The following is a 22,956-nucleotide window of genomic DNA, read 5'->3' as shown; positions in this document are numbered from 1 at the left end:
TCTCATGGTTCGACCCTCGCGATGGTGGGCAAGCGATAACGGCCGTCCAATGCCCCGGCCTTCGGCAGGTACAGACGCAGCAGCAGGTTGAACGGGCCTTCCGGCGTCGGCAGCCAATTGGTTTGTTTCGCCGGCACCGGGGCGTTGGGTTGCAGGATCAGGGTCAGGCCACCGTCGGCGTCGTAGTGCAGGTCGGGGCTGCGATCACCAAGCGAATAACGCTGGATCGGGTTGGCCGAGAGCAACTGGGTTCTGCCGTCGTACAGGGTCAACGACCAGAAGGCGTCGACCGGTGGCAATTGATCCGCCGGGAAATGCAGGCGATAGCTGTTTCGACCGTCGAGCACTTGCCCCTGAACGTCGTGCAGCGCCATCGGGTACAGCGCTTCCAGCGCATCGTTGGCGTAGATGTAACGCCAGGCCACCGCCGCGCGGGTCAGGTCGTCGTCGCCGAATTTGCCGACATTGGCTGGCGAGGGGAACCAGCCGTGCTGCTCCACCGACAATTGACTGGAGGCCGTGCGTACCCGCTCTCGACCGGCTTCAGCACCCTGGGCGATGGCTTCGCGCAGCGCTGCAGGTGGCTCGAATGGCGCGCCCGGCTTAATGCCGATGGCGTCGAAGCGTGCGAGTTTCGCCTGTTCGCTGGCGCTCCATTGGTGCAACGGGGCCAGGGTATTGAAGGTATTGAACAATGCCTGCGCCGGGCCTTGCCGGGTGTTCTGATACGCCGGCAATTGCAGCGCCGGCAATGCGGGCGGTGCGGCCCCACCGGTCAGGTTGGACAAGGGCTGCAAGGCATAACCCATCAGCACCTTCGCCGCATCCTTCTGGTCGGCCTCGCCCTTGACCTCGGTGCGTCCGAGCAACAACACCAGGCGACTCGGTGAACGGATCACACCGTTAAAACCCGTCGGCAAATCACCCTGCCAATCCGGCCCGACAATCAGGTAGCGACCGGCCTGATTGCCGGTGGCACGGGTGCCGATGTAGTCGAGGTTGTCGGTGCGCATGTCCACCAGTTGAAAACTGTAGTAACGCCCCGGCACCGCCGGCACTTGCAGCACCTGGGGTTCGCCGCGCAGATCGAGCAGCGCGCGGGAGTAGAAGGTGTCGTTGTTCGGCGACACCACTTTGTCGTCCTGCGGGCCGAGCAATCGCGGCTCGCTGTAGAGTCGGTTGAACGGCAGTTTCGCGGCAATGGCGCCGAGCACTTTGTCGTGCTCGACGGTGGCGTAGGCGAACACGTAAGCCTCTTGCGCCAGCGCCTTGGCCTGCGGTTGATCGAGGGTTGCCGCGTGAGCGCTGCCCAGGCTCATGCCCAGGGTCAGCGCGGATATCAAGTTGCGCACGGTGGGTCTCCTTGCAAATGTTGAAAACCACTCGGTACCTGTGGGAGCGGGCTTGCTCGCGAAAGCGGTGTGTCATTCAACGATGATGTCGACTGACACGGCCTCTTCGCGAGCAAGCCCGCTCCCACATTTGAACAGCGGTGTTACTTCGCCCAGCGCCGCAGGTCCGACGGGGTGTAGTCATCGGTCTTCGCCGCGAAGCCGACGCGCATCGGTTCGGTCTCTTCGTTGGCCAGGCCGCCGGCGTAATAGCGCCCGGAGATCAGGTCGTAGGAAGTTTCCAGCACGTTGTAGGTGAAGCCGTGGTCGTACTGCTGAATCGCATGCAGTTCACCGCTGCGCCATAGCTCGCCACGACTGTCGTACTGGTCCGACTGAGCGATCTGCCAACTGTCCTCATCGATGTAGAAGCGACGCTTGGCGTAAATATGACGGGCGCCCGGCTTGAGCGTGGCTTCCACCACCCACACCCGATGCTTCTCGTAGCGGGCCAGGTCCTGGTTGACGTGGTTGGGCTTGATCACCTCGTCGTACTTGATGTCGCGGCTGCCGATTTTGTAGCTGTTGTAAGGGATGTACAGCTCCTGCTTGCCCACCAGTTTCCAGTCGAAACGGTCCGGCGCGCCGTTGTAGCCGTCGATGTTGTCGGCGGTGATCAGGCCGTTGCTGTACCGCGCGCTGTTGTCGTAGGCAATCATCGGTGCGCGGCGCACCCGACGCTGGCCCGGCAGGTATTGCCACGCCGAACGCGGCTCGGCGACCTGGTCGATCGGTTCGTGCACCAGCACCGCCTCGCCGGACAGACGCGCCGGCTCCAGCACCCGGCTCTTGAACATGAACAGGATGTTCGAGCCCGTGTCCAGGCCACCCACGGTGTCGGCGAAGTTGATCAGCGACTGGTTGCGCACGTAGCTGGTGGCGCCGTTTTCACGCACCAGCGCGGCGCTGCTGATGCGCTCGTAACTGCCGCCGCGGTAACGGGTCATGTGGTTCCACATCACCTCCAGGCCTTCGGTGGGCAGCGGAAACGGAATGCCCCGGGCGTAGTCGTGCAAGCCGTTGCCACCGTCGGCCATGCTGGTCTTGGCGACGTTGTCGCGGCTCTGCGCCAACACATCCTTGGGCAGGTTGGCGCTGCGATGCGTCGGGTAGATGTTCATCTTGTAGCTGTCGGGAAAGCGCTTGAACAAGGCGATCTGACCGGGGCTGAGAAACTTCTCGTACTGCGCCAGGTTCTTTGCGGTGATGGTGAACAACGGTTTCTCGGCGGCATAGGGGTCGCTGTAACCGCCCTTGCTGTCGACGGTGCCGGCGTTGCTCGCCAGGCCGCCATTCCAGGCCGGGATGCTGCCGTCGGCGTTGGCCGCCATCTCCGAGCCCATGGGTGTCAGGGTCTTGCCCAGGGCGGCCGAATCGGTGCCTTTGGCCTGGGCCAGGCCGACGGTGCAGGCCAGGGCCAGCACGCACAATTGCATACGCATAATGGTTCTCCTTAGAAGTCTGCCTTGAAGCTGACGGATGCGAAATCGCGGTCGTCGAGGGTGCTGTAGTCGTTGGAACCGAAGAAGGCGTTGTAGGCCAGTTCCACGCTGTAATCGTTCATGTAGACGCCGGTCAGGCTCAGGCCCAGGGCCTGCTGGCCTTCCTGGAACGGGCCTTGCGGATCGTAGGAATAACCCTCGACGTCATGCCGCCAGTTGACCGCCGGAATCAGATTGATGCCCGGCAGCACGTCGCTGTATTCCAGGCTGGCGCGCAGGCGATAACCCCATGACCAGTCGGTGGCGAACCCCTTGTCAGTGCAGTACTGATTAGTGACGCCCGAGGCCACGGTGTTGCACGGCGTGCCGTTGCGGGTCGAGCTGCGACCGAACGCGGCGTTGCGACCCAGGCGCTCGTCGCCCAGGTCATCGATGTGCACCACACCGGCCTCGCCGAACAGGCTCAGGCGCGTGGCGCCCAGCACGTTGTCGAAGGCCTGGGTGGCCGAAGCGGTCGCCTGCCAGACGCCCTTGCGCTCCCAGGCGTCAAAACGGCTGCCGCGATTGATGTTGAAGCCGGGCGGCAACTGCACCCAGGAACTGCCCGCCGGCCCGGAAATCACCGCGACGTTGACGTCCGGCGCGTTGATCGACAGCGGCATGTTCGGCCGATAACTCAACTCGCCCGCCAGGGAGATGCCGCTGTTGGGTTCCACGCCATTGAGGCTGATGCCGTACAGGCGGATGTTTTCCGGAAACGCCGCCGCATAGCTCGGCGCTTGCACGCCACCGGGGAAGGTCCCGCGCGCCCCGATGTTCTTCGCATCGAGGGTGAAATACGGCAGGCGCGAGTGGTAGTTGATGAAATAGATCGCCGCTTCGGCATCGTTCAATGCCGGGATCATCTGGCGCAAGGCGAAGCCGAACTGGCCATTGTCGGACGGCGATTCGTTACCTCGCGAAGTCGCGTACAAACCGGCGGCCTGCATCTGTTGATCGGTCTGCACCTGGCTCAGGTACAGCGGCCCGCACCCCTTCTGGATCACGTCGCTGGCGGCGAAAAACGTGCCGCAGCCGTCGAGCACGCTGGGGCGCCAGTTGTACTGGTAGAAGCCTTCGAGGTTGGTGGTGTCCGACAGGCCGAAACTGAACGACACCATCTCCACCGGCAACTGCCCTTCCTTGATCTCGACCCCGGGGCGGTTGAATGCCGAGACGTCCAGCGGGTTGATCACGTTGATGCCGTTCTGGATCAGCAGCGACTCGCCCCAGGACAACACCTGGTTGCCGACTTTCACACTCAGCGGATGCTCGGCCACCTGGAAGTCCTTCCAGACATAGGCGTCGAGCACCGCGAAGCCCTTGAACTTCGACAGGTCGTCCCAGCCCGAATCGTCGAAATCCTTGAACCTTGCCTGACGGGTTTCGTAGGCATGGTCGTACCAGTATTTGAAACGAACGAACGCGCCCTGGCCCTGACCGTCGAGACTGAAATCGGTGAGGCCCTTGAACACCTGCGAGATGGGATCGCCCTTCTCGAAATTCAGCCGGTTGTCGTCGGCACTGACGCTGGTGCCGTTGGCCTGCACACCTTGGGCCTGCAAGGCGTTGGCGCGGGTCATCAGGCTTTTGTCGGGGTTTTGCGTCGACCAGCTGCTGCCCAGGCTCAGGGTGGTCTTGGTGGACAGGCTCCAGTCTTCGTTGAGGTCGAACGTGGTCGCCGATACAGGCCCCGTCAATAACGCAAAAATCGCCAGCGCGAGGGGGTGCGGGCGGGGATGGCCAAGCCGTTGCAGTCGTTGGCGGACTGGGGCTGTGGCCGAGCGTTTTCTTATCATTATTAGGCTCCGGTCAGGATATTACTCAGCCTGGGTACGGTGCCTCAGCGGTGGCTTTGGGGCGCAAGCGGTGGGTGACAAAAAGTAATCATCCTGGGTGGTTTGGGTTTGGGTTTGGGTTTGGGTACATATCCGTTGCTGCGGTAACGGCCGCTTATGGTTTCGCCCTTACGGCGAGTCACTTTGGAAAAGCCCCAAAGTAACCAAAGGGCTCTTGCCCCACCACTCGGTGCCTCGCTCTGGCTCGGCATGCCCGAACGCAGGCATTGCTCCGTGGGTCGCCGCGATGGGCCATCCCTGGCCCAGCGCGGCTAAACCGGCGTCCTGCCGGTTTACCCACTGCGCAATGCCTGCGTTCGGCCAGCGTGGTTTAACGGGGCGCTTAGATCAAAATCAAAAGCCAAAGCGAGGCGGCCTTAAAGCCGACCTGACTTTGGTGGATGTGCACACTTCCCTGTAGGAGCGAGCCTGCTCGCGATGGTCGTCAACGATGACGCGTGCTGCCTGATTGAACGCGTTGTCTGGACCTCCATCGCGAGCAAGCATTGCTCCCACAGGGGAACGCGTTCATCCAGACAGCACGCGTCATCGTTGACGACCATCGCGAGCAGGCTCGCTCCTACAGGGGGACGGGTACATCCGCGAAATCAGGTCGGCTGCCAGGCCGCCTTCGCGAGCAAGCCCGCTCCCACAGAAAAGCAGATTGGCGTACACCCGCTTCTAACCACTCAACAGGCCGAGCGTTAGCTCGCCTGCAGCTTTTGATCTTGATCCACCCGCCCCTTCGGGAGGCTGAGTGGAGGTGTTCATCCGGGGGGTAGGCGCGTAGCGCCGTGCGGCGAAGCCGCACACATCGAGAGGAGGTGCAGCGAAGCAAACCGGAGGCGATGCCCCCGGATGAATGCCGGAGCGAAGGAACCCCGAGCCTTGGCGAGGGGCCGGACGCCGGGGCGAGCGCTTTTGGTTACTTTTAAGGCGTTTGTTAAAAGTGACTCGCCGTAAGGGCGAAACCATAAGTCGCCGTTACCGCAGCAATGGATATGTACACCATCAAAAAACAACCCTCGCCCTACAACCCCAACCGAAACTGCTTGGGCGTAATCCCGAACTGCTTGCGAAACGCCCGAATGAAATTACTCGGCTGGCGATACCCCAACCGCTCGGCAATCCGCTCAATGGGCTGATCCCCCGCCGTCAGCCAATGCCGCGCCATCTCCAGGCTGTCGCTGCGACTGTGCTGCGCCGCCTCAGCCTGCCAGTGACGCAAAATGCTTTGATGCAAAAACGGATTGGCCCCGATCAAGGGTTCGTCGAGGCTGGCCAGCGGCAGGCTCAGGCAGGGATGCGACCCTGGCCGCACCTCGATGCCGACGCCGCGCAACCACTCGCCAGCCGCCTGTTGCGGCGCCAGGGCAACCCCGGCAAACACCTCGCCCGGCGCCCGTCCCAGTCGCCGGGAGATATTGCGTACCAGGCTCAAGGTCGCCGCATCCAGCCCGAAAAAATGCGGCAGCTGATGAGCACCGCGCAAATGCAATCGGGCCTGTCCGTCGACTTCCTCCAGTTGCGCCAGCACGCCGTTGGTCACACGGGGCAGGAATTCGGTAAAGCACGCCAGACTGGCGCGCAGCGTAGCGGCGGAATCCAGCAGAATGTTCAAACCTTGCAGGCTGGTAGTCGCCATGCCATTGACCAGTTCACAGCCAAACATCGCCCCCGCCCCCAGTCGCTCGCACTCGCCCAGCAGCCGTTCGACCAGATGCGTGGGGACCCGCAGCCCTTGCCCTTCGAGCAATGACAGACAGATCCCGGCCCGTTGCAGCAACTGCTCCTGGCACAGGCCGGAGCGTTGGGCGTGGTTGAGGATGGTCCGGGTGAATGCACTGGAAGCAAAGGTTTGAGGCGTCATGGCAGGCTGCGGCGAAAAGACAGGCGTGTACTTATGCCAGTCTCTGTGATATCGATCCAATGCATTAAAAGTATTCGCTGAATGCAGGAGACGCATGATGGACCTTCGACAGCTTCGTCACCTGGTGGCGCTGGCCGATTACCGCAGCTTTGGTCGCGCCGCCGAGGCGATCAATCTCAGCCAGCCGGCCTTCAGCCGCAGCATCCAGACCCTGGAGCGCGACCTCGACTGCCAATTGGTGGAACGCAGCAGCCGCGAATTCCGCCTGACCGGCCAGGGCGAACTGGTGTTGCAGCACGCGCGGCGCCTGCTCGCCGGCAGTCAGGCGTTGCACAACGAACTGACCCAGTACAACGGCCTGACCGGCGGCGAACTGCATTTCGGCAGCGGCCCCTACCCTGCGCAGTTGTTGGTGCCCGAGGCGCTGGCGCAATTCATCCAGGCGCATCCGGCGATCCGTACCCGTTTTCATCAGGGCGATTGGGAGCAACTGGCGCTTTGGTTGCGCGAGCAGCAGATCGAATTTCTGGTCGCCGATTCGCGCTACTTCACCGGCGACCCGCAATACCAGGTGCAACTGCTGCGGCCCCGGCGCGGACGCTTCTTCTGCCGCGTCGATCACCCCTTGGCCAACCGGGAACACCTGACGTTGCGCGCCCTGCTCGACTACGCCGTGGTCGGCACGCGCATCCCGCCGATGATCCGCAAGATCCTCGCCGACGTGCAGGGCGAGCCGGACTTCAACCCCAGCGTCGAATGCGCGCAATTCGACGCCATTTGCCGCGTGGTACGGCGCTCCGACGCGGTGGGCATCGCCACCATGGAAGCCCTGGCCGAACAGGTGGACCAGGGGCTGATACGGCTGCTGGACTTCATCGACATTCCCAGCGACGACCCCGGCCTGCAACTGCATTACGGCATCGTCAGCCGCGTCGGCTATTCCCTGACACCGGCGGCGCTGGCGATGATCGAAGCGATTCTTGACGTTGACCGGCGTCTGCTGGCAGTCACCCAACCCTAAAGCACACCGAGAACCCTGTGGGAGCGGGCTTGCTCGCGAAGGCGGTGTGTCATTTAACGATGATGCCGACTGACACGGCCCCTTCGCGAGCAAGCCCGCTCCCACCTGAACGGTGATCAGGCGCGTTGTGCATCCAGCAGCAACACCCGCGGCTCACCCAGCGCCCTCAGCAAACAATGCATCGCCTCCTCGCGGCTGCGCTCGAAGCGATAGCGTGACTCGATGTACAACGCCAGTTTCAGCTCCACCGGTTCGTCCAGCGGCAAGGGCACCTGCTGCAACCCCAGCACACTGGCGACCCGGCTCGGCAGGCTCATGCCCAAGGGTTGCCGGTCGGCCATCAGTTTCGCCGCCAGGGTGCTCTGGGAACTCACCGCCACGGTGCGGCGCAGACCTTTCAAACCCAGGTGCAGGTCCACCGGACTGAGCCCGTCGCGGCGGCTGGATACCTGGATCTGCGGCTGTTGCAGATAGGCCGCCAGCGTGCGGGGCGGTTCCTTGAGCCCGGCGCCGTAGGCGAACACGTAGTGGTCGGCGGGCAAGCGTTTTTTATGCAGCCCGGCCAGTCCCGCCAGGGGTTGGTCGAGGTCGATCAGGATGTCCAGTTTGCCGCTCGCCAGTTCCTGCAAGGCGTCGCGCCGGCGCGGCTGGAAATAGCGTACCTGCCAGTCGGCATGGGGCGTTTCCAGCAGTGCTTCAAGCAGCACCGGTTGCAGGCAGTCCAGACAACTGATGCGCAACACCGGGTGCTTTTGCCGGGCGGCGGGAATCATCCGCAGCCCGTCGCGCAACGATTCCAGCGCCGCGCGCACATAATCGGCCAGGCGATGGGCGACCAGTGTTGGCGTCACCCCCAGGCGACTTTTGATGAACAGCGGGTCGCCGCATAACTCGCGCAGGCGTCGCAGCGCATTGCTCATCGCCGGTTGCGACAGGCTCATCACCTCGGCGGCGCGGGTGACGCTGCGCTGCTGGTAAATCGCGTCGAACGCGAGCAGCAGGTTCAGGTCGAGCTGGCGTAAATCAAGCATGGTCTTGCTCCGGCAAATCGCTTAACGTCGGGCAGCCTAACCAGTGTTGCGAAACTTGCTGTGAGCCGTACATGACAAAAACCGATCAGTCCCGGCCGTCTCAGGCTAATGCGTTCTACGCCCCGACCTTGCTGCCGGCCATTGAAGAGCTGCTCGCCCGAGGGATTGCCCGCGAGCCCCTCGAAGCCTTGTTCCGTCGCAGCCTGTTCGAGCTACGCACGCCTTTCATGCGCGTGCCGCTGTTTTTGTCGCGGCGTTTCTGGGCGTTTGCCCTGGAACAGACCGGCGACCCGTCGATCGGTCTGGCGGCGGGCCGGCGATTCGTTTCAACGGCCACCAATGGCCTGACCTACCTGTTCGACGTCGCCGCTTCCCTGGAAAGCGCGTGCGCCTACTTCGAACGCTTCTTCCCGTTTTTCAGCGGCCACTTCCAGGCGCGGGTCGTGCGTGATGGCGACGCCGTTGAGCTGCGTCTGCTCGATGTCGGCAGCGTGAAGGCCAGCGCGCCGATTGCCGACTACATCCTCATCAGCCTGTGCAGCATGCTGCGGCGAAAATTCCTCGCCAGCGGCCTGACACGAGACCCGATCCTCGGTGTTGACCTGGCTTTCCCTTGCACCGGCCATCCCGATGACCATGCGCAAGCCTTTCGTGCGCCGGTACGATTCGCCAGGGCGCAGCATGGCGTTCGCCTCGATCCGCAGCTGTTCGTCACCGCACTGACACCCGGTAACCATGAGCTTGAACAGACGTTGGTGGAGCTGTTGGAACAGACCCGGCGCAACAGCGAGCCGACCTTGCTGGAGCAAGTCAGCGATCACCTGGCTGCCGATCTTGCCGGCGCGAACTGGCAACGGTTTTGCGAAGGCCAGCACCTGATCGAGCGTACGGCGGCACGACGCTTGAAGGCACTGGGCTGGAGCTTTTCCGAGTTGCGGGATGAGTATCGCCGCTGTCGGGCCGAGGATCTGTTGCAGGCGGGCGAGCTTGAGCTGGTGGAGATTTCCGACCGGCTGGGGTACAGCGACGTGCAGAGTTTCAACCGGGCGTGTTTGCGGTGGCTGGGGTGTGCGCCGGGGGTGTATCGGGCCCGATGGAGCAGCCTTTAGATTTGTATTGATTGATCGGGCCCCTTCGCGAGCAAGCCCGCTCCTACATTGGAATGCATTTCACATGTGGGAGCGGGCTTGCTCGCGAAGGGGCCCGATCAGACAGCCAGGACCTCACTGCCCCGACGCCACACTCGCCGGCGCCTGCGACGGGGTGACGATGCTGTTCAAATCGATGTGCTTCCACTCGGGCTTGGCCCCCAGCCGCGCATTGAATCGATAGTTGAAGGTGAATTCATCGGCCGTCGGCACACTCAGCGGCTTGCCATACACCGCCTCCACGCCCGCCAGGTCGTAACCCATCAACTGCAACAAGGTCGGGAAGATGTTGTAGTGGCTGGAACGATCCTTGTTGCCGGCCAGTGCGGCCTGCCAGTCCAGGGTCTTCATTCCGCTGCCCTGGATCACCACCAGCGGCACCAGCCCCTCCTCCTCCACCGGGTCGCCACCGCAATGGGTGTTCAGTCCGGGGTTGCCCCGTTCATGCAGGTCCTGGCCGTGGTCCGAGGTGTAGATCAGCAGGGCGTTGTCCAGGTTGGCCTGGGCAAAGACCCGCGAGAAAAACTCCCCGACGTTCCACAACAGCGTGTTCTTGTAGGCGTTGCGGTACAGCATCCAGTCGTCCGCCTGCCCATTGAAACCGTTACGTTCGCCGGTGTCCGCCACTTCGACGAATTGCCCCCGGGGCAGCGTCGGGCGATACGCCATGAACGCGTCGGGGTATTTGTCGTGCACCGGGAAATGCGCCCCGACCTTGTTGATGATCACCAGTTGCGGCTGATCGTCATTGAGCAGTTCGATCAGCTTGGCCGCCGCCGCCATGTCGCGCTCGCGCACGCTGGTCTGGTCGAACTGCACGAACTCATCGATATCCTTTTTCTCGGCGGCGTTCATCAGGTTCTGCAAGTTGCCGCCGGTGCGTTGCGCATCGATGTAGACCGTGTGCAAACCGGCTTTTTTCGCGTACTGCCAGATCGACGGCAAGGTGCTGTTGATCCTGACGTAATCGCTGCGGGTGCCGCCGTAGCGCAGCGTGACGTTGGTATCGACGCTGCAATTGGCAATCGAGGCGGCGTAGCCGTAGTTGTAGATCGCGACGCCCGCACGGGGCTCCTTGAGATTGCTGTGCACGCCGAACGGCGCGTTGATGTCCAGGTAATTGCCGGAGATGCTCTCGTCGATTATCAGCACGATGTCGTGTTTCACCGGTTGCCCGATGCGCGCCAGGCTGACCGGCTCGCGGGGGCCGACCGTGTTGTGCAGGGCCTCATAGGTGAACAGGTTGAGGTAGGCCAGCGGCGTGTACATGAAGGGCAGGCCCCGCGCGCCCTCACCCGCGCGCACGAACAACACGGCGCTGAGCATCAGCACCCCCAGCAGCGGCGCCGCTACCCTCAGCGCACCCGGCACGGGCACTCGATGGCGAGGCTTGAGCCCGATGCCCAACAGCAGCAGTAACCCCCCGAGCACGCCGTGGATGATCGCCTCGCGGTACTGGTACAGCGCTTCTTCGATAAAACCGCCGGAATACACCAGCGAGACGAAACTGCTGTAGGTCAGGTAGTCGGCGGTGACCCGCGAATACACATCGAAGAATACCGCCGAGGCAAATAACACCAGGGCGAATACATGACGAATAAGTGTCTGGCGAATGTAGGCCGTCAGGAAAAGTGCAACGGTTAATACGACAAACATGCCAACAAACAGCATCAGCGCAATGCCAATTCCCATTGCGCTGATACGCTCGAAATAATAGTCGCTATGAATAAGCAAATAGACAGCAATGAGAACTTCTTTCAGATATCGATTCATTGTTCTGGCGCCAGTTATCCATCGCCGTGGCCAAAAGGTCGTCGGCCATTTTTTGACACTAGCACCCGGCCATCAAAGCGCAAGAAACGTCAAAAATCAGCTGAAAGCGTCAAAAAAAAATCGTCTCGTTTCTGACACACTCAAGGCCCTACAGCCCTTGTAATTCAAGCCTTTCGACCGTTTATCGCTTTCTTTCGAATCTTCATCTCTCGGTAAATTTGCTGCCAAGCCAGCAGGGCCAAGCGCTTGATGGCAATTGGCCCCCCAGAACTGGGGGTGTCTTACCTCTTTAACATGTCAGTTTGCTGACACGCTTTTCCAAGGCTGGTCTATACCCCTTTTGACAGTCCCATTTCTGATCTTTCCACCGACTTACGAGGCACGCCAATATGGACGTGAGCGTATTTGGTACGGGCTATGTTGGCCTGATACAAGCAGCGGCACTGGCCGATGTAGGACATCGCGTCTTATGTGTCGACATTGATCCGAACAAGATCAAGCAATTACAACAAGCTGTTCCACCAATTAGTGAGCCTGGACTATCCAGTACGCTGGAAGAAAACATCAAGGCCGGCCGGTTATTCTTTTCCACCCAGGCCAGCGACGCCGTCGAACACGCCGAGCTGATCTTCATCGCGGTGGGTACGCCCGCCGATGAAGACGGTTCCGCCGACCTCAGCCATGTGCTGACTGTGGCCCGGCAGATCGCCAGTTTCATGGAGGCCGATCGCACTCTGATTATCAAGTCCACCGTGCCGGTCGGCACCGCCGACCAGGTCGCGGCCGCCGCCCTGCAAGAACTGCAACGGCGCGGCAAGGGTTCGCTGGCTGTACGCGTGGTGTCCAACCCGGAGTTTCTCAAGGAAGGCAGCGCCCTGGCCGACTGCATGCGCCCGGACCGGATCATCGTCGGCACGGGCGACGAAACCGCCCGCAGCCAGATGAGCGAACTGTACGCGCCCTTTTGCCGCAACCATGAAAAGCTCATGTTCATGGACAACCGCAGCGCCGAGTTGACCAAGTACGCCGCCAACGCGATGCTCGCCACCCGCATCAGCTTCATGAACGAACTGGCCAACCTCACCGAGCTGCTGGGGGCCGACATCGAAGCGGTGCGCAAAGGCATCGGCTCGGACCCGCGCATCGGCTACCACTTCATCTATCCCGGTTGCGGCTTCGGCGGCTCGTGTTTCCCCAAGGACCTGCGCGCCCTGCTGCACACCGCCGAACACAACGGCATGCCCCTGCGCCTGTTGCGCAGCGTCACCGACGTCAACGACAGCCAGCGCCACATCCTGTTCGGCAAACTCAAGGCGCAGTTCCCCCAGGGGCTGGCCGGCAAGTCCATCGCCATCTGGGGCCTGGCCTTCAAGCCCAACACCGATGACATGCGTGAAGCGCCCAGCCGTTACCTGATGGATGCGCTGTGGGCCGAAGGCGCCAGCGTCCAGGCCTATGACCCCGAAGCCATGTCCGAATGCCGGCGCCTGTACGGCTACCGCAATGACCTGCACCTGTGCGCCACCCGCGACGACACCCTGGAGGACGCCGACGCGTTGGTGATCTGCACCGAATGGAAGAATTTCCGGGTGGTCGACTTCGACCTGCTGGCCAGCAAACTGCGTGCACGGGTGATCATCGACGGACGCAACCTGTACAACCCGGAACAAGTCGCGGCAGCCGGCCTGCACTACAGCGGCATCGGCTTGCGCCACGTGGTGCCCGAGGTGCTGCGTCCATGAAGATTCTCGTGACCGGCGCCGCCGGATTCATCGGTGCCCATTGCGCGTTGAGGCTGTTGCGCGACGGACACCAGGTGATCGGGCTGGACAACTTCAACGACTACTACGACCCGCAACTCAAGCACGATCGCGTGCGCTGGGTGCAGGAGCAGGCCGGCCCTTTCCAGCTCACCACGATTGACCTGGCCGATGCCCCGGCCATCGAGTCCCTGTTTGCCAGCGAACAACCCGAGGTGGTGATCAACCTCGCGGCCCAGGCCGGGGTGCGCTACTCCCTGGAGAACCCCCGGGCCTACCTCGACAGCAACCTCAACGGTTTCCTCAATATTCTCGAAAGCTGCCGCCGGCACCCGGTCAGGCACCTGGTCTACGCCTCGTCCAGCTCGGTGTACGGCGCCAACCAGCACACGCCCTACTCGGTGCGTGACGGCGTCGACCACCCGCTGTCGCTGTACGCCGCCACCAAGAAAGCCAATGAACTGATGGCCCACAGCTACAGCCACCTGTTTGGCATTCCCTGCACCGGCCTGCGTTTTTTCACGGTGTACGGGCCTTGGGGCCGGCCCGACATGTCGCCGATCCAGTTCGCCCGGGCAATCACCGAAGGCACGCCGCTGAAGCTGTTCAACCACGGCGAGCACCAGCGCGATTTCACCTACATCGACGACATCATCGAGAGCATCGCCCGGCTGATCGGGCAGCCCCCCCAGGCCAACGCCGACTGGGACCGTGAACAACCGGACCCGGCCAGCAGCATGGCGCCGTGGCGGATCTACAACATCGGCGGCCAGCACCCGGTGGAACTCAAGGACTACGTGGCACTGCTGGAAAAACACCTGGGCCACACAGCCCGGGTCGAGTTGCTGCCCCTGCAACCCGGCGATGTGCTCAACACCTGCGCCGATGCCAGCGATCTGGCCCGCGCTACCGGTTTCCAGCCACGTATCGGGCTGGATGAGGGACTCGGGCGCTTCGTGGCCTGGTTCCGTGATTACTACCCACTGCCTGTCGCCCACGCCGCTTGCGGCGGAAGTCTGCGGAGGACTCCATGACTGGACTTGAAAAAGGTGTACCCATCCAACAACTGCACCGTGACAAACGCCTGGACCCCGAACAGCGAATGCGCCTGGACGCGGCGATCCACCGGCAGGGTCGCGGCTGGATGACGGGCCGTGACGGTGGTCGGCCCTGGACGCTGTCGCGCACCAACCGCGTGCTCGCGTGCCTCGGCGCGCTGGCGATTCTGCTGCTGATTTCCCCGGTGCTGCTGGGCCTGGCGCTGGCCATCAAGCTGACCAGCAAGGGACCGGTGATGTTCGTGCAGAAACGCACCGGCTACCGCGGCCGCCTGTTCGGCATGTACAAGTTCCGCACCATGGTGGCCAACGCCGAGGAACTCAAGGAGTCGCTGCGCCACCTGAACAAGCACGGCGCCGACGCCATCGACTTCAAGATCGACAAGGACCCGCGCATCACCGGCATCGGCGGCTTCCTGCGCCGCACCAGCCTCGATGAGCTGCCCAACCTGATCAATGTAGTGACCGGCGACATGCGCCTGGTCGGCCCCAGGCCGACGTCGTTCAACGCCTATCGCTACAAGGACAATCATCTCGCGCGCCTGAGCATCTACCCCGGCATGACCGGTCTGTGGCAGATCTCCGGGCGCAGCAATATCGACTTCGACCAGCGCGTTGAGTTGGACCTCAACTACATCGCCGAGCAGAGCCTGCTGCTTGATCTGAAGATCCTGTTGAAAACCCCCTTCAAAGTATTCAGCGGCCACGGAGCAAGCTAATGGACGGTTCAACTACAAAAAGCCTCAGCATCGCCAACCCAAGCGAGTCGAACCTGACCTCGACCGTGCTCGATCAAGACCTGCGCATCCTGTTCCTGACTGCCGCCAACCCCGGCGCGGGCACGACCACCAGCGCCCTGGCGCTGGCCAGCCAACTGGCGCAGATGAGCAGCGGCCAGGTGCTGCTGGTGGACGCCAGCCAGTCCTCGACCAACCTCACGCAACAGCTTGGCCTGACCAAGGAACGCGGTTTTCGCGACCTGTTGTTCAACACCCAGAGCCCGCCACTGTTGCAGGACTGCGTGGTGGACGTGTCGAGCCTGCCCTTTCACATCCTGCCCAGCGGGCGACATTCGCGGGGCAACGAGCACCTGACACCGGAGCGCCTGGGGCCGTTGCTCGATGAGCTCGGCAGCCGCTATCGCTTCGTGGTGATTGACGGCGACGCGGTGTATTCGGCTGCCGACACGCTGGTCATCAGCACCCAGGTGGACGGCGTGGTCATGGTCGTGCGTTCCGAAGACACCCGCTGGGAAGTGGCCCAGGCCGCCGTGCAGCGCCTGACCCAGGCCGGGGCGAAGCTGGTCGGCAGCGTGTTCAACCGGCGCAAGTACTACATGCCCAAGTGGCTGTACAAAAACCTGTAAGCAACCGCATAAAGGATGACGCCCATGAACGCCAAGATGCTTGTCCTGCTGTTGCTGCCGCTTGCAGGTTGCTCCAGCACTTCCGAAACCCAGAACATGCCGGTCAATATCCTCACGGCCGCACCGGCCAATGCCCAGGCCACTGACCTGCCCAAGGTCGAACAGACCTTGCGGCCCAAAGATGTACTGGACGTGATCTTCCACATCAGCACCAGCGGCTCGGATGCCTACCGCATTCAGTCCGGTGACCAGGTCGGCCTGAACTTCACTGCCGCCAACCAGCTCAATGGCAATCAAATGGTGCTGCCCGATGGCACGATTGAACTGCCGGGCGCCAACACCTCGGTGAAAATCGCCGGGCTGACCTCCGAGCAGGCACGCGAAGAAATTCAACGGGCCTATCAGCGCAAACAGCTGTTCCAGCCCAACCGCAATCAGCTCGCCTTGCAGGTCATCAGCCCGCTGAGCAATGAGACGAACCTTCGCAACACCCTGAACCACCCGGCCACCGGCATGAGCCGGGAGATCACCGTGGGCACCGACGGCTATGCCAGCTTCCCGGAAATCGGTGCGGTGCCGCTGCAAGGCATGACCGTCAATCAACTGGAAACCTTCCTCAATCAAAAGTACGCGCAACTGCCGGGACGGATGAGCGTCGACGTGTTGCTCAAATCCACCGCAGGCAACGAGATCTACGTGCTGGGTGAAGTCGGCCAACCGGGTTCCTACCCGATCCGCCGTCCCGTCTCGGTGCTCGAAGCGCTGACCCTGGCCCGTGGCTCCAACCCCAAGGCACGCCTCGATTCGGTGGTGATCATGCGCCGCAACGGCAATCAGGTTCAGGCCACGCGTTATGACGTCGAACAAGCCCTGGCCGGCGATGCCTCGCAGATCGCCTACCTGCAGGCGGACGACATGCTCTACGTGCCCAAGACCAAGCTGGCCAGCGCCGGTGAACTCGCACGGCAACTGGCGGATGTGGTGTTGTTCCAGGGCGTGGGCTTGAGCTTCGGCTACCGCCTCGACAACAAAGACGACAACAACTGACTCTCAGGTGACTTGACATGAACCCAAAGGAAAACTACCTGCACGAGTTCTTCAGGATCTTCTTCGCCAACAAGCAATTGGTGAAGCGCGTATTCCTGGTCTTTGCAGTGATCGCCCTGGTCTTGCCGCTGATGCTCAAACAGAGCTTCGATATCACCGCGCAAGTGATCGTACAGTCGAAAAAACTTTCCCAAGGTGATGCGACCACGTCGCTGAACCAGGAAAACGCGACCTTCGTTCCACCGTCACTGGCCGACATGGAAACCGAGAGCAATATCCTGCGCTCACCCGCGTTGATCCGGCAGACCATCAGCGAATTGCGCGACAAGGGTGAATACTCCCATGCCCCCGGCGTGTTCAATAAACTGGTGACCCAGCCGCTCAAGCACTATGTCACCACGCCGCTGCGCGAACACGTGATCAACCCGCTGAAATCGGCGCTGGGGATGGAAACCGATCCGGTACGCGATACCGCGCTCGACGCCTTGACCCAACAGGCCATCAATAGCTTGAACATCGCAACCCTGCCGGGCTCCAACGTCATCTCGATCGTCTACAGCTTCCCCGATCCGGCCCAGGGCACCCAGTTTGTCGCAGGGCTGCTGAAAAACTACCTGGCCAGCCGTCAGGCCTTGCAGTCGATCGACCTGCCGCAAAGCTTCTACGAAAGCAAGAAGACCCAGTATCAGGTGCGTCTCGATGGCCTGGAAGGCAACCGGCAGGCGTTGCTGGGCGCTATCGGTGCGTCTGATCCCAAGGAAGAAATCACGTTCCGCCTCAACGCCATCAACACCGAGGAGCAGGCGCTCAACCTGTACCGCGATCGCCTGCTGCAAAGCCAGCGCTGGCTCGATTACCTGAAAACCAGCCTGGCCGCCGCCAAGGACTCCAAGCTCAGTGACTACACCTTCCCCTACACCTTCACCACCACCGTGGACAACGTCGCCTTCGAAGATCGCGAGATCAAGCAAATGGGTGAGGCGCTGACCACCCAGGTCAGTCGCTACATGAACGACCTGGCGATCTTCCAGCCCGGCAGCGAACCGATGCTGTTGGCCCGCGAGCAAATCGCCCGCTCCCGCCAGCAGTTCCTCAAGGTGGTCGGCAACCGGATTCAGGAACGCACCAACGACCTGGCGATTATCGGCTCGGTGATCGACCAGAAAACCGCGCGCATCGCCGAGTTCAAGAACCGCATCCACCAGTTGCAGGAAACCCAGAGCAAGCTGCGCCAGGTGGACACCGAAATCAACGCCTTGCACGCGGCGTTCTCCACCTACGCCCAGCGCTTCGCCGAAAGCAGCACCGCCCGCATGCTCGACAACGACCTGTCCAACGCCCGGGTCCTCAGCCCACCGTACGAACCGACCGAAGCGGCGTTCCCCAAACCGATGCTGATCATTCCATTCGGCCTGTTCACCGGTTTGCTGCTGGCGATTGCCCTGGTCTACGTGCGTGAGTTCTTCGACCACCGGTTCAAGCACCCTGCGCAAATCAACCACGAACTGGGCTTGCCCGTGCTGTTGGTGATCAACGAACAGAACGTGGAACCGGGCAATCCGCACAAGAACTGGGGCGTACCGAGCCTGGTGCATTGGGTGCGCAATTGAACGCGCCACTGCCATCGCGACACAGCCGATCGCTGCCGATCATTCACTTGCTCAGCAGCGGCGGGTTCTATGGGGCCGAGCGGATGCTGCTCGACCATTGCCTGGCGACGCCGGGGCAACATCAGGTGCTGTTCCTCGATGCGCCGTACGAGTTGCTCGCCAGGTTTCGCGAGGCCGGGGTGGACTGCCGCGGTTGCACGGGGCTGGGGGCGTTGCTGGCGCATTTGCGCCAGCGGCGGGCCGAGCGGCCGCTGATCAATACGCACAATTTCAAAGGGTTGTTGTTTGGCTGGGTTGGCGCAACGTTGTTGCGCCTGCCACTGGTGATCACCCAACACGGCTTCACGCCGCGCAGTCGCAAGCAGAAGTTCTACACCTGGCTGAGCCTGCAACTGTGCCGTACCGCTTCGGTGACGCGGGTGGTATGCGTCGCCGAAAGCATTGCCACGCTGTGCCGTCAGGCCAGTGTGCGGGCGGAGAAGCTGCAAGTGATCCCCAACGGTTTGCCGGCCGCGAACGATCTGCCGCCGCACACCGGTGCGAGGCAGCGCTGGCTGGTGGGTTATGTCGGGCGCTTGAGCAGTGAAAAGGGTCCGGACCTGTTTCTCGATGCCCTGATTCCGCTGTGTCAGCAGTACCCGCAACTGGACGCCGTGATGCTCGGCGACGGTCCGGAACGGGACAATCTGCTGGGGCGGATCAACGAAGCCGGGTTGCAGGAACGCGTCAGCCTGCCCGGCTACCAGACCGACATGCGCCCCTGGTGGCGACAGCTCGATGCGCTGGTGATCAGCTCGCGCACCGAAGGCACGCCGATGATTCTGCTCGAAGCCATGCAGGCCGGGGTGCCGGTGGTGGCGTTTGGCGTCGGCGGGATTCCCGATGTGCTGCAAGACCGGCACAACGGCCTGCTGGCGACACCCACCGACAGCGCCGCCCTCGCCCGGCAGATCGACAGCCTGTTGTGCGACCCGGCCCTGGCACGCGAACTGAGTGACAACGCAAGACGTACGCAACTGGATCGCTACGACCTCAAGGCCCTGGCCGAACGCTGGTCGCAGCTTTATATCCGTACTGCACGGGAGGCACGCGCATGATTTTCCCGCTCTCGATCGTCAGTCTGCTTGGCCTGGTTTGCCTTGCATTGCTCGCCAGTCCCTATCCATTTCTGGCGCCGGGGGCGGTGGTCGGCCTGGCCGGTATCGCGGTGCTGTACCGCAAGCCGGCCTGGGGCCTGCTGGGGATCGCGGCGCTCGTGCCGTTCGAAGGTTTATTCAAGGGCAGCGCCTTGTCGGGCACCAAGTTCGTCGGGGCCTCACTGGCGCTGATCCTGATGCTGCAACTGGCCATGCACCAGATTCCGTCCGAGCGGTTGCGCAGCAATATCTGGCGCTTCCTGATCGGGTTCATGGCGCTTTACCTGCTGAGCCTGTTAAACACCGATGACATGGGCATGTCGCTCGAAAATCTGCGGGAACTGAGCGTTGGCCTGATTCTGTTTGTGATCACCCTGCTGATCGGTCGCGAGTTGAACCTCGACCTGTTCGCCCGGCTGGTGACCGTCAGCGTCACCCTGACCTGCGCACTGGCGATGTTTTCCAGCAGGTTTCAGGATCAGGGCCGCGCTTCCGGCCTGCTGGAAGACCCGAACGCGTTTGCCATGTTGATCGCCTTCGCCGTACCGATGGCCCTGTTGCTGGTGATCCGCAGCCCGAACGTGCTGCAACGCTTGCTCTGGCTGGGTTGCTGCCTGTTGTTGCTGGGCGGAATGACCAAGACCGAATCCCGATCGGGGCTGGTGGTGTTGGTGCTGAGCCTGATCATTGGCATGTGGCATTACCGCGCGTACTTGCCGCGCATCCGTCCGCGTCACCTGGGTTTTGCCATGCTCGGTATGGCCATCGTGATTCCGTTGGCCATTTATTCGATGCCGCCCGGCTACGTCGAACGTATCCAGTCCCTGAGCATCCTGAGTTCAGGGGCCAAGGCCCAGGGCAAGGATGAATCCCTCGGTCGTCGTGCCTCCTACATTGTGGTCGGCAGCCAGATGATCCGCGAGAACCCGCTGTTGGGTACCGGCCCTGGGACGTTCCCGATGCATTACGCCCCCACCGGTTATGCCAAGGCATTTTCCGCCAACCGAAAAATCGGCGACCTGTACCGCGAAGCCCACAACACCTACCTGCAGGTATTCAGTGAACTGGGGATTCCCGCCGGCCTGATGTTCGTCGGCATGCTGGGGCTGGGCTTGTACAACCTGATGCGCGCCCGACGCGCCTGGATGCAGCGCCGTAACAGGGAACAGGCCGACCTGATGACACACCTGGGCATGAGTCTTCTGTCGCTGACGCTGTTCCTGATGTTCCTCAGCGCGCCGAATCAAAAGTACGTGTGGATCATGCTCGCCCTGACCAGCGTGCTGCGTCTGAAAGCCGAAGAAAGTCCAACACTGGAGGCCAAGGCATGAGTCGCATCAGTATCGTCATCCCGATGTTTAATGAAGCCCCGCACATCACCCGGACCCTGATCGCCGCGCAACACGCCGCCGATTCCGCCGGCATTGAATGCGAGTTGATCGTGGTCGACAACGGCTCCACCGATCAGGGACCGCAGATTGCCCGGCAGTTTGGCGCGCAGGTGCTGGACATGCCCGGCCTGTTGATCGGCGCCCTGCGCAATCGCGGGGCGGCCGTCGCCACCGGGGACTGGCTGGCGTTCATCGATGCCGATATCGAGATGCCCGAGGACTGGATCACCCTGCTGCTGAAAATCCAGACCGCGGTTCAGGTCGACATCCTCGGGCTGGACCTGCACACGCCGGCCGAGGCCCCGTGGTACGCCAGCGCCTGGCAACGGCGCATGCTGCGTCCCAGTGTCGAAACGGTGCAGTCCGTGCGCTGGCTGCCCAGCGCCAACCTGCTGATGCGTCATCACTGGTTCGACAAGGTCGGCGGCTTCAATGAAAACCTGCGCACCGGCGAGGACAAGGACTTCACCCTGCGCCTGTGCAGCGCGGGTGCCCGCCTGCTGTCGGTCAACCAGAGCGTCGCCCTGCACTGGGGCTACGAGGGCAGTTGGCGCGAATGGATGGGCAAGGAGTTCTGGCGCCAGGGCAGTCACCTGCAACTGCTGCGCAGCCATGGCCTGAACCTGCGCCTGCTGCGTTTCCCGATGCTGTCGATGGCCGCCTGGGTGCTGGATATCGCGGCGATGTTCGCCCTGATCCACGGCCAGTGGCCGCTGGCGTTGCTGCTGTTGCTGATGACCAGCCTGCCGGCGCTGGTGCTGAGCCTGCGCCAGAGCCTGAAACACCGCGATGCCGGCCTGACCCTGCAACTGTGGGGCCTGCACTGGGTGCGTCTGCACCTGGCCGGCGCCGCGTTCATTCTCAGCCTGTGTCAATGGAATGCCAGGAGGCCCGCCCGTGGCTGAATTCATTTTCTGGTTGTGCCTGTTGTTGCCGGTCTACGCCTACCTGGGCTACCCGCTGCTGCTGACGGTGCTGGCGCCCCTGTTTGCGGCGCGGCGTCCGGGCCCGCCGACGGCGATGGACGTGAGCATCGTGATCGCCGCACACAACGAGGCCCGGCACATCGAAGAGAAATTGCGCACCGTGCTGGCCCAGGATTACCAGGCGCGTTCACTGCACATCATTCTGGCCAGCGACGGCTCGACCGACGACACCGTGGCCTGCGCGCGCAAAGTCGTCGATCCGCGCATTACCGTGCTCGACCTGCCGCGCCAGGGCAAGGCGGCAACCCTCAATGCCGGGGCCGCGCTCAGCACCGGTGAGATCCTGGTGTTCACCGACGCCGATAACCAATGGTCCACCGACACCCTCGGCCACCTGCTCGCGCCACTGGCCGATCCCAAGGTCGGCGCCTGCGCCGGGCACATGCTGATCCCGGTGACCGGCAAGGGCCTGAGCATCGGCGACAGCCTGTACCGGCATTACGAGGGCTGGCTGCGCACCGTGGAAAATCGCACCGGCTGCATGGTCTCCGCCGATGGCGCCCTGCTCGCCTTGCGTCGCGAGTTGTTCCAGAACGTGCCGGCCGAAGTCAACGATGACTTCTTTATCAGCACCTGCGCGCCAGTGGCGCACAAGCGGATCATCTACGTGCCCCAGGCCCGGGTGATCGATACCGGTGTGGATGAAGCCGACAAGCAATTCCGGCGTCGCCAGCGGGTGACCGTTGGCGGCCTGCAAAGCCTGGCCCAGCGCCGTGAACTGCTCAACCCGTTCAAGCACGGCCTGTATGCGATTGCCCTGATCAGCCACAAGCTGATCCGGCGTCTGGCGCCGATCCTGCTGCTGCCGCTGCTGCTGAGCAATTTCTGGCTGTGGGACGACCACGTCTTCTATCGCCTTAGCCTGATCGCCCAGTTGCTCGGCTACGCGGTGGCCATCGCCGGTCTTCTGGATTCACAACACCGCTTGCCCAAACCCTTTCGCCTCGCCGCTTTCCTCCTGGTGACCCTCGCCGGGATGAGCATCGGTCTGTGGCAATTCCTGCGCGGCCAGCGTTATGCGCAATGGAATCCCGAGCAAAATCGATGAG

The 22,956-nt window shown here is 62.4% G+C and carries 18 protein-coding genes; 12 read left to right on the top strand and 6 right to left on the bottom strand.

What is annotated here, in order from left to right:
• Positions 1-2: 2 nt before the first annotated feature.
• The 4 genes from F8N66_RS17290 to F8N66_RS17260 all read right to left on the bottom strand — a co-directional run bounded on the left by F8N66_RS17290 (position 3) and on the right by F8N66_RS17260 (position 6,580).
• On the bottom strand, positions 3-1,352 hold the full coding sequence (locus F8N66_RS17290) for a DUF1254 domain-containing protein (RefSeq protein ID WP_150771328.1): 1,350 nt from the start codon (positions 1,350-1,352) through the stop codon (positions 3-5).
• A gap of 143 nt (positions 1,353-1,495) precedes the next feature.
• Entirely contained in the window at positions 1,496-2,833 is a 1,338-nt protein-coding gene (locus F8N66_RS17280; protein ID WP_150771327.1) for a DUF1329 domain-containing protein, read from the bottom strand.
• A gap of 11 nt (positions 2,834-2,844) precedes the next feature.
• On the bottom strand, positions 2,845-4,671 hold the full coding sequence (locus F8N66_RS17275; protein WP_150771326.1) for a DUF1302 domain-containing protein: 1,827 nt from the start codon (positions 4,669-4,671) through the stop codon (positions 2,845-2,847).
• 1,069 nt (positions 4,672-5,740) lie between these two features.
• Positions 5,741-6,580, bottom strand: coding sequence for an AraC family transcriptional regulator (locus F8N66_RS17260; RefSeq protein ID WP_150771324.1), 840 nt, complete (start codon positions 6,578-6,580; stop codon positions 5,741-5,743).
• Between the two features lie 97 nt (positions 6,581-6,677).
• Between F8N66_RS17260 and F8N66_RS17255 the strand changes: the two genes are divergently transcribed.
• The gene (locus tag F8N66_RS17255; protein WP_150771323.1) at positions 6,678-7,601 is read left to right on the top strand and encodes a LysR family transcriptional regulator; all 924 of its coding nucleotides are present in this window, start codon (positions 6,678-6,680) and stop codon (positions 7,599-7,601) included.
• 116 nt (positions 7,602-7,717) lie between these two features.
• On the opposite strand, the gene F8N66_RS17250 is transcribed toward F8N66_RS17255, so the two are convergent.
• Positions 7,718-8,632, bottom strand: a complete 915-nt coding sequence (locus F8N66_RS17250) for a LysR family transcriptional regulator (RefSeq protein WP_150771322.1) — start codon at positions 8,630-8,632, stop codon at positions 7,718-7,720.
• Between the two features lie 71 nt (positions 8,633-8,703).
• Here F8N66_RS17250 and F8N66_RS17245 point away from each other — a divergent pair, with 71 nt between their 5' ends.
• Entirely contained in the window at positions 8,704-9,741 is a 1,038-nt protein-coding gene (locus tag F8N66_RS17245; RefSeq protein ID WP_150771321.1) for an AraC family transcriptional regulator, read from the top strand.
• Between the two features lie 114 nt (positions 9,742-9,855).
• Here F8N66_RS17245 and F8N66_RS17240 read toward each other — a convergent pair whose 3' ends face one another.
• Entirely contained in the window at positions 9,856-11,553 is a 1,698-nt protein-coding gene (locus F8N66_RS17240) for a sulfatase-like hydrolase/transferase (RefSeq protein ID WP_150771320.1), read from the bottom strand.
• 389 nt (positions 11,554-11,942) lie between these two features.
• Here F8N66_RS17240 and F8N66_RS17235 point away from each other — a divergent pair, with 389 nt between their 5' ends.
• The 10 genes from F8N66_RS17235 to F8N66_RS17190 are packed head-to-tail and all read left to right on the top strand — an operon-like array spanning position 11,943 to position 22,955.
• Positions 11,943-13,295: a UDP-glucose dehydrogenase family protein gene (locus tag F8N66_RS17235; protein WP_150771319.1), complete on the top strand. Its 1,353-nt coding sequence runs from the start codon at positions 11,943-11,945 to the stop codon at positions 13,293-13,295.
• A complete protein-coding gene (locus F8N66_RS17230) occupies positions 13,292-14,347 on the top strand; it encodes an NAD-dependent epimerase (RefSeq protein WP_150771318.1) in 1,056 nt (351 codons plus the stop codon). The genes F8N66_RS17235 and F8N66_RS17230 overlap by 4 nt, the downstream gene beginning before the upstream one ends.
• Positions 14,344-15,090: a sugar transferase gene (locus F8N66_RS17225; protein ID WP_150771317.1), complete on the top strand. Its 747-nt coding sequence runs from the start codon at positions 14,344-14,346 to the stop codon at positions 15,088-15,090. The genes F8N66_RS17230 and F8N66_RS17225 overlap by 4 nt, the downstream gene beginning before the upstream one ends.
• Positions 15,090-15,737 carry a CpsD/CapB family tyrosine-protein kinase gene (locus F8N66_RS17220; protein ID WP_150771316.1) on the top strand — a complete coding sequence of 216 codons (648 nt, stop codon included), beginning with the start codon at positions 15,090-15,092 and terminating at the stop codon, positions 15,735-15,737. The genes F8N66_RS17225 and F8N66_RS17220 overlap by 1 nt, the downstream gene beginning before the upstream one ends.
• Before the next feature lie 24 nt (positions 15,738-15,761).
• Positions 15,762-16,784, top strand: a complete 1,023-nt coding sequence (locus F8N66_RS17215) for a polysaccharide biosynthesis/export family protein (RefSeq protein ID WP_150771315.1) — start codon at positions 15,762-15,764, stop codon at positions 16,782-16,784.
• Positions 16,785-16,801: 17 nt separating this feature from the next.
• Positions 16,802-18,394, top strand: a complete 1,593-nt coding sequence (locus F8N66_RS17210) for a GumC family protein (protein WP_150771314.1) — start codon at positions 16,802-16,804, stop codon at positions 18,392-18,394.
• Positions 18,379-19,491 (top strand): glycosyltransferase family 4 protein, encoded by a 1,113-nt coding sequence (locus F8N66_RS17205; RefSeq protein WP_412070738.1) that lies wholly within the window; start codon positions 18,379-18,381, stop codon positions 19,489-19,491. Before F8N66_RS17210 ends, F8N66_RS17205 begins: the two co-directional genes overlap by 16 nt.
• A complete protein-coding gene (locus F8N66_RS17200; RefSeq protein ID WP_150771313.1) occupies positions 19,488-20,861 on the top strand; it encodes an O-antigen ligase family protein in 1,374 nt (457 codons plus the stop codon). Before F8N66_RS17205 ends, F8N66_RS17200 begins: the two co-directional genes overlap by 4 nt.
• Positions 20,858-21,826, top strand: coding sequence for a glycosyltransferase family 2 protein (locus tag F8N66_RS17195; RefSeq protein ID WP_150771312.1), 969 nt, complete (start codon positions 20,858-20,860; stop codon positions 21,824-21,826). Before F8N66_RS17200 ends, F8N66_RS17195 begins: the two co-directional genes overlap by 4 nt.
• On the top strand, positions 21,819-22,955 hold the full coding sequence (locus tag F8N66_RS17190) for a glycosyltransferase family 2 protein (RefSeq protein ID WP_150771311.1): 1,137 nt from the start codon (positions 21,819-21,821) through the stop codon (positions 22,953-22,955). The genes F8N66_RS17195 and F8N66_RS17190 overlap by 8 nt, the downstream gene beginning before the upstream one ends.
• Position 22,956: the final 1 nt, after the last annotated feature.

This window comes from Pseudomonas fluorescens (assembly GCF_902498195.1).
Taxonomy (GTDB): domain Bacteria; phylum Pseudomonadota; class Gammaproteobacteria; order Pseudomonadales; family Pseudomonadaceae; genus Aquipseudomonas; species Aquipseudomonas fluorescens_BU.
This window is presented reverse-complemented; position numbering and strand designations above follow the sequence as displayed.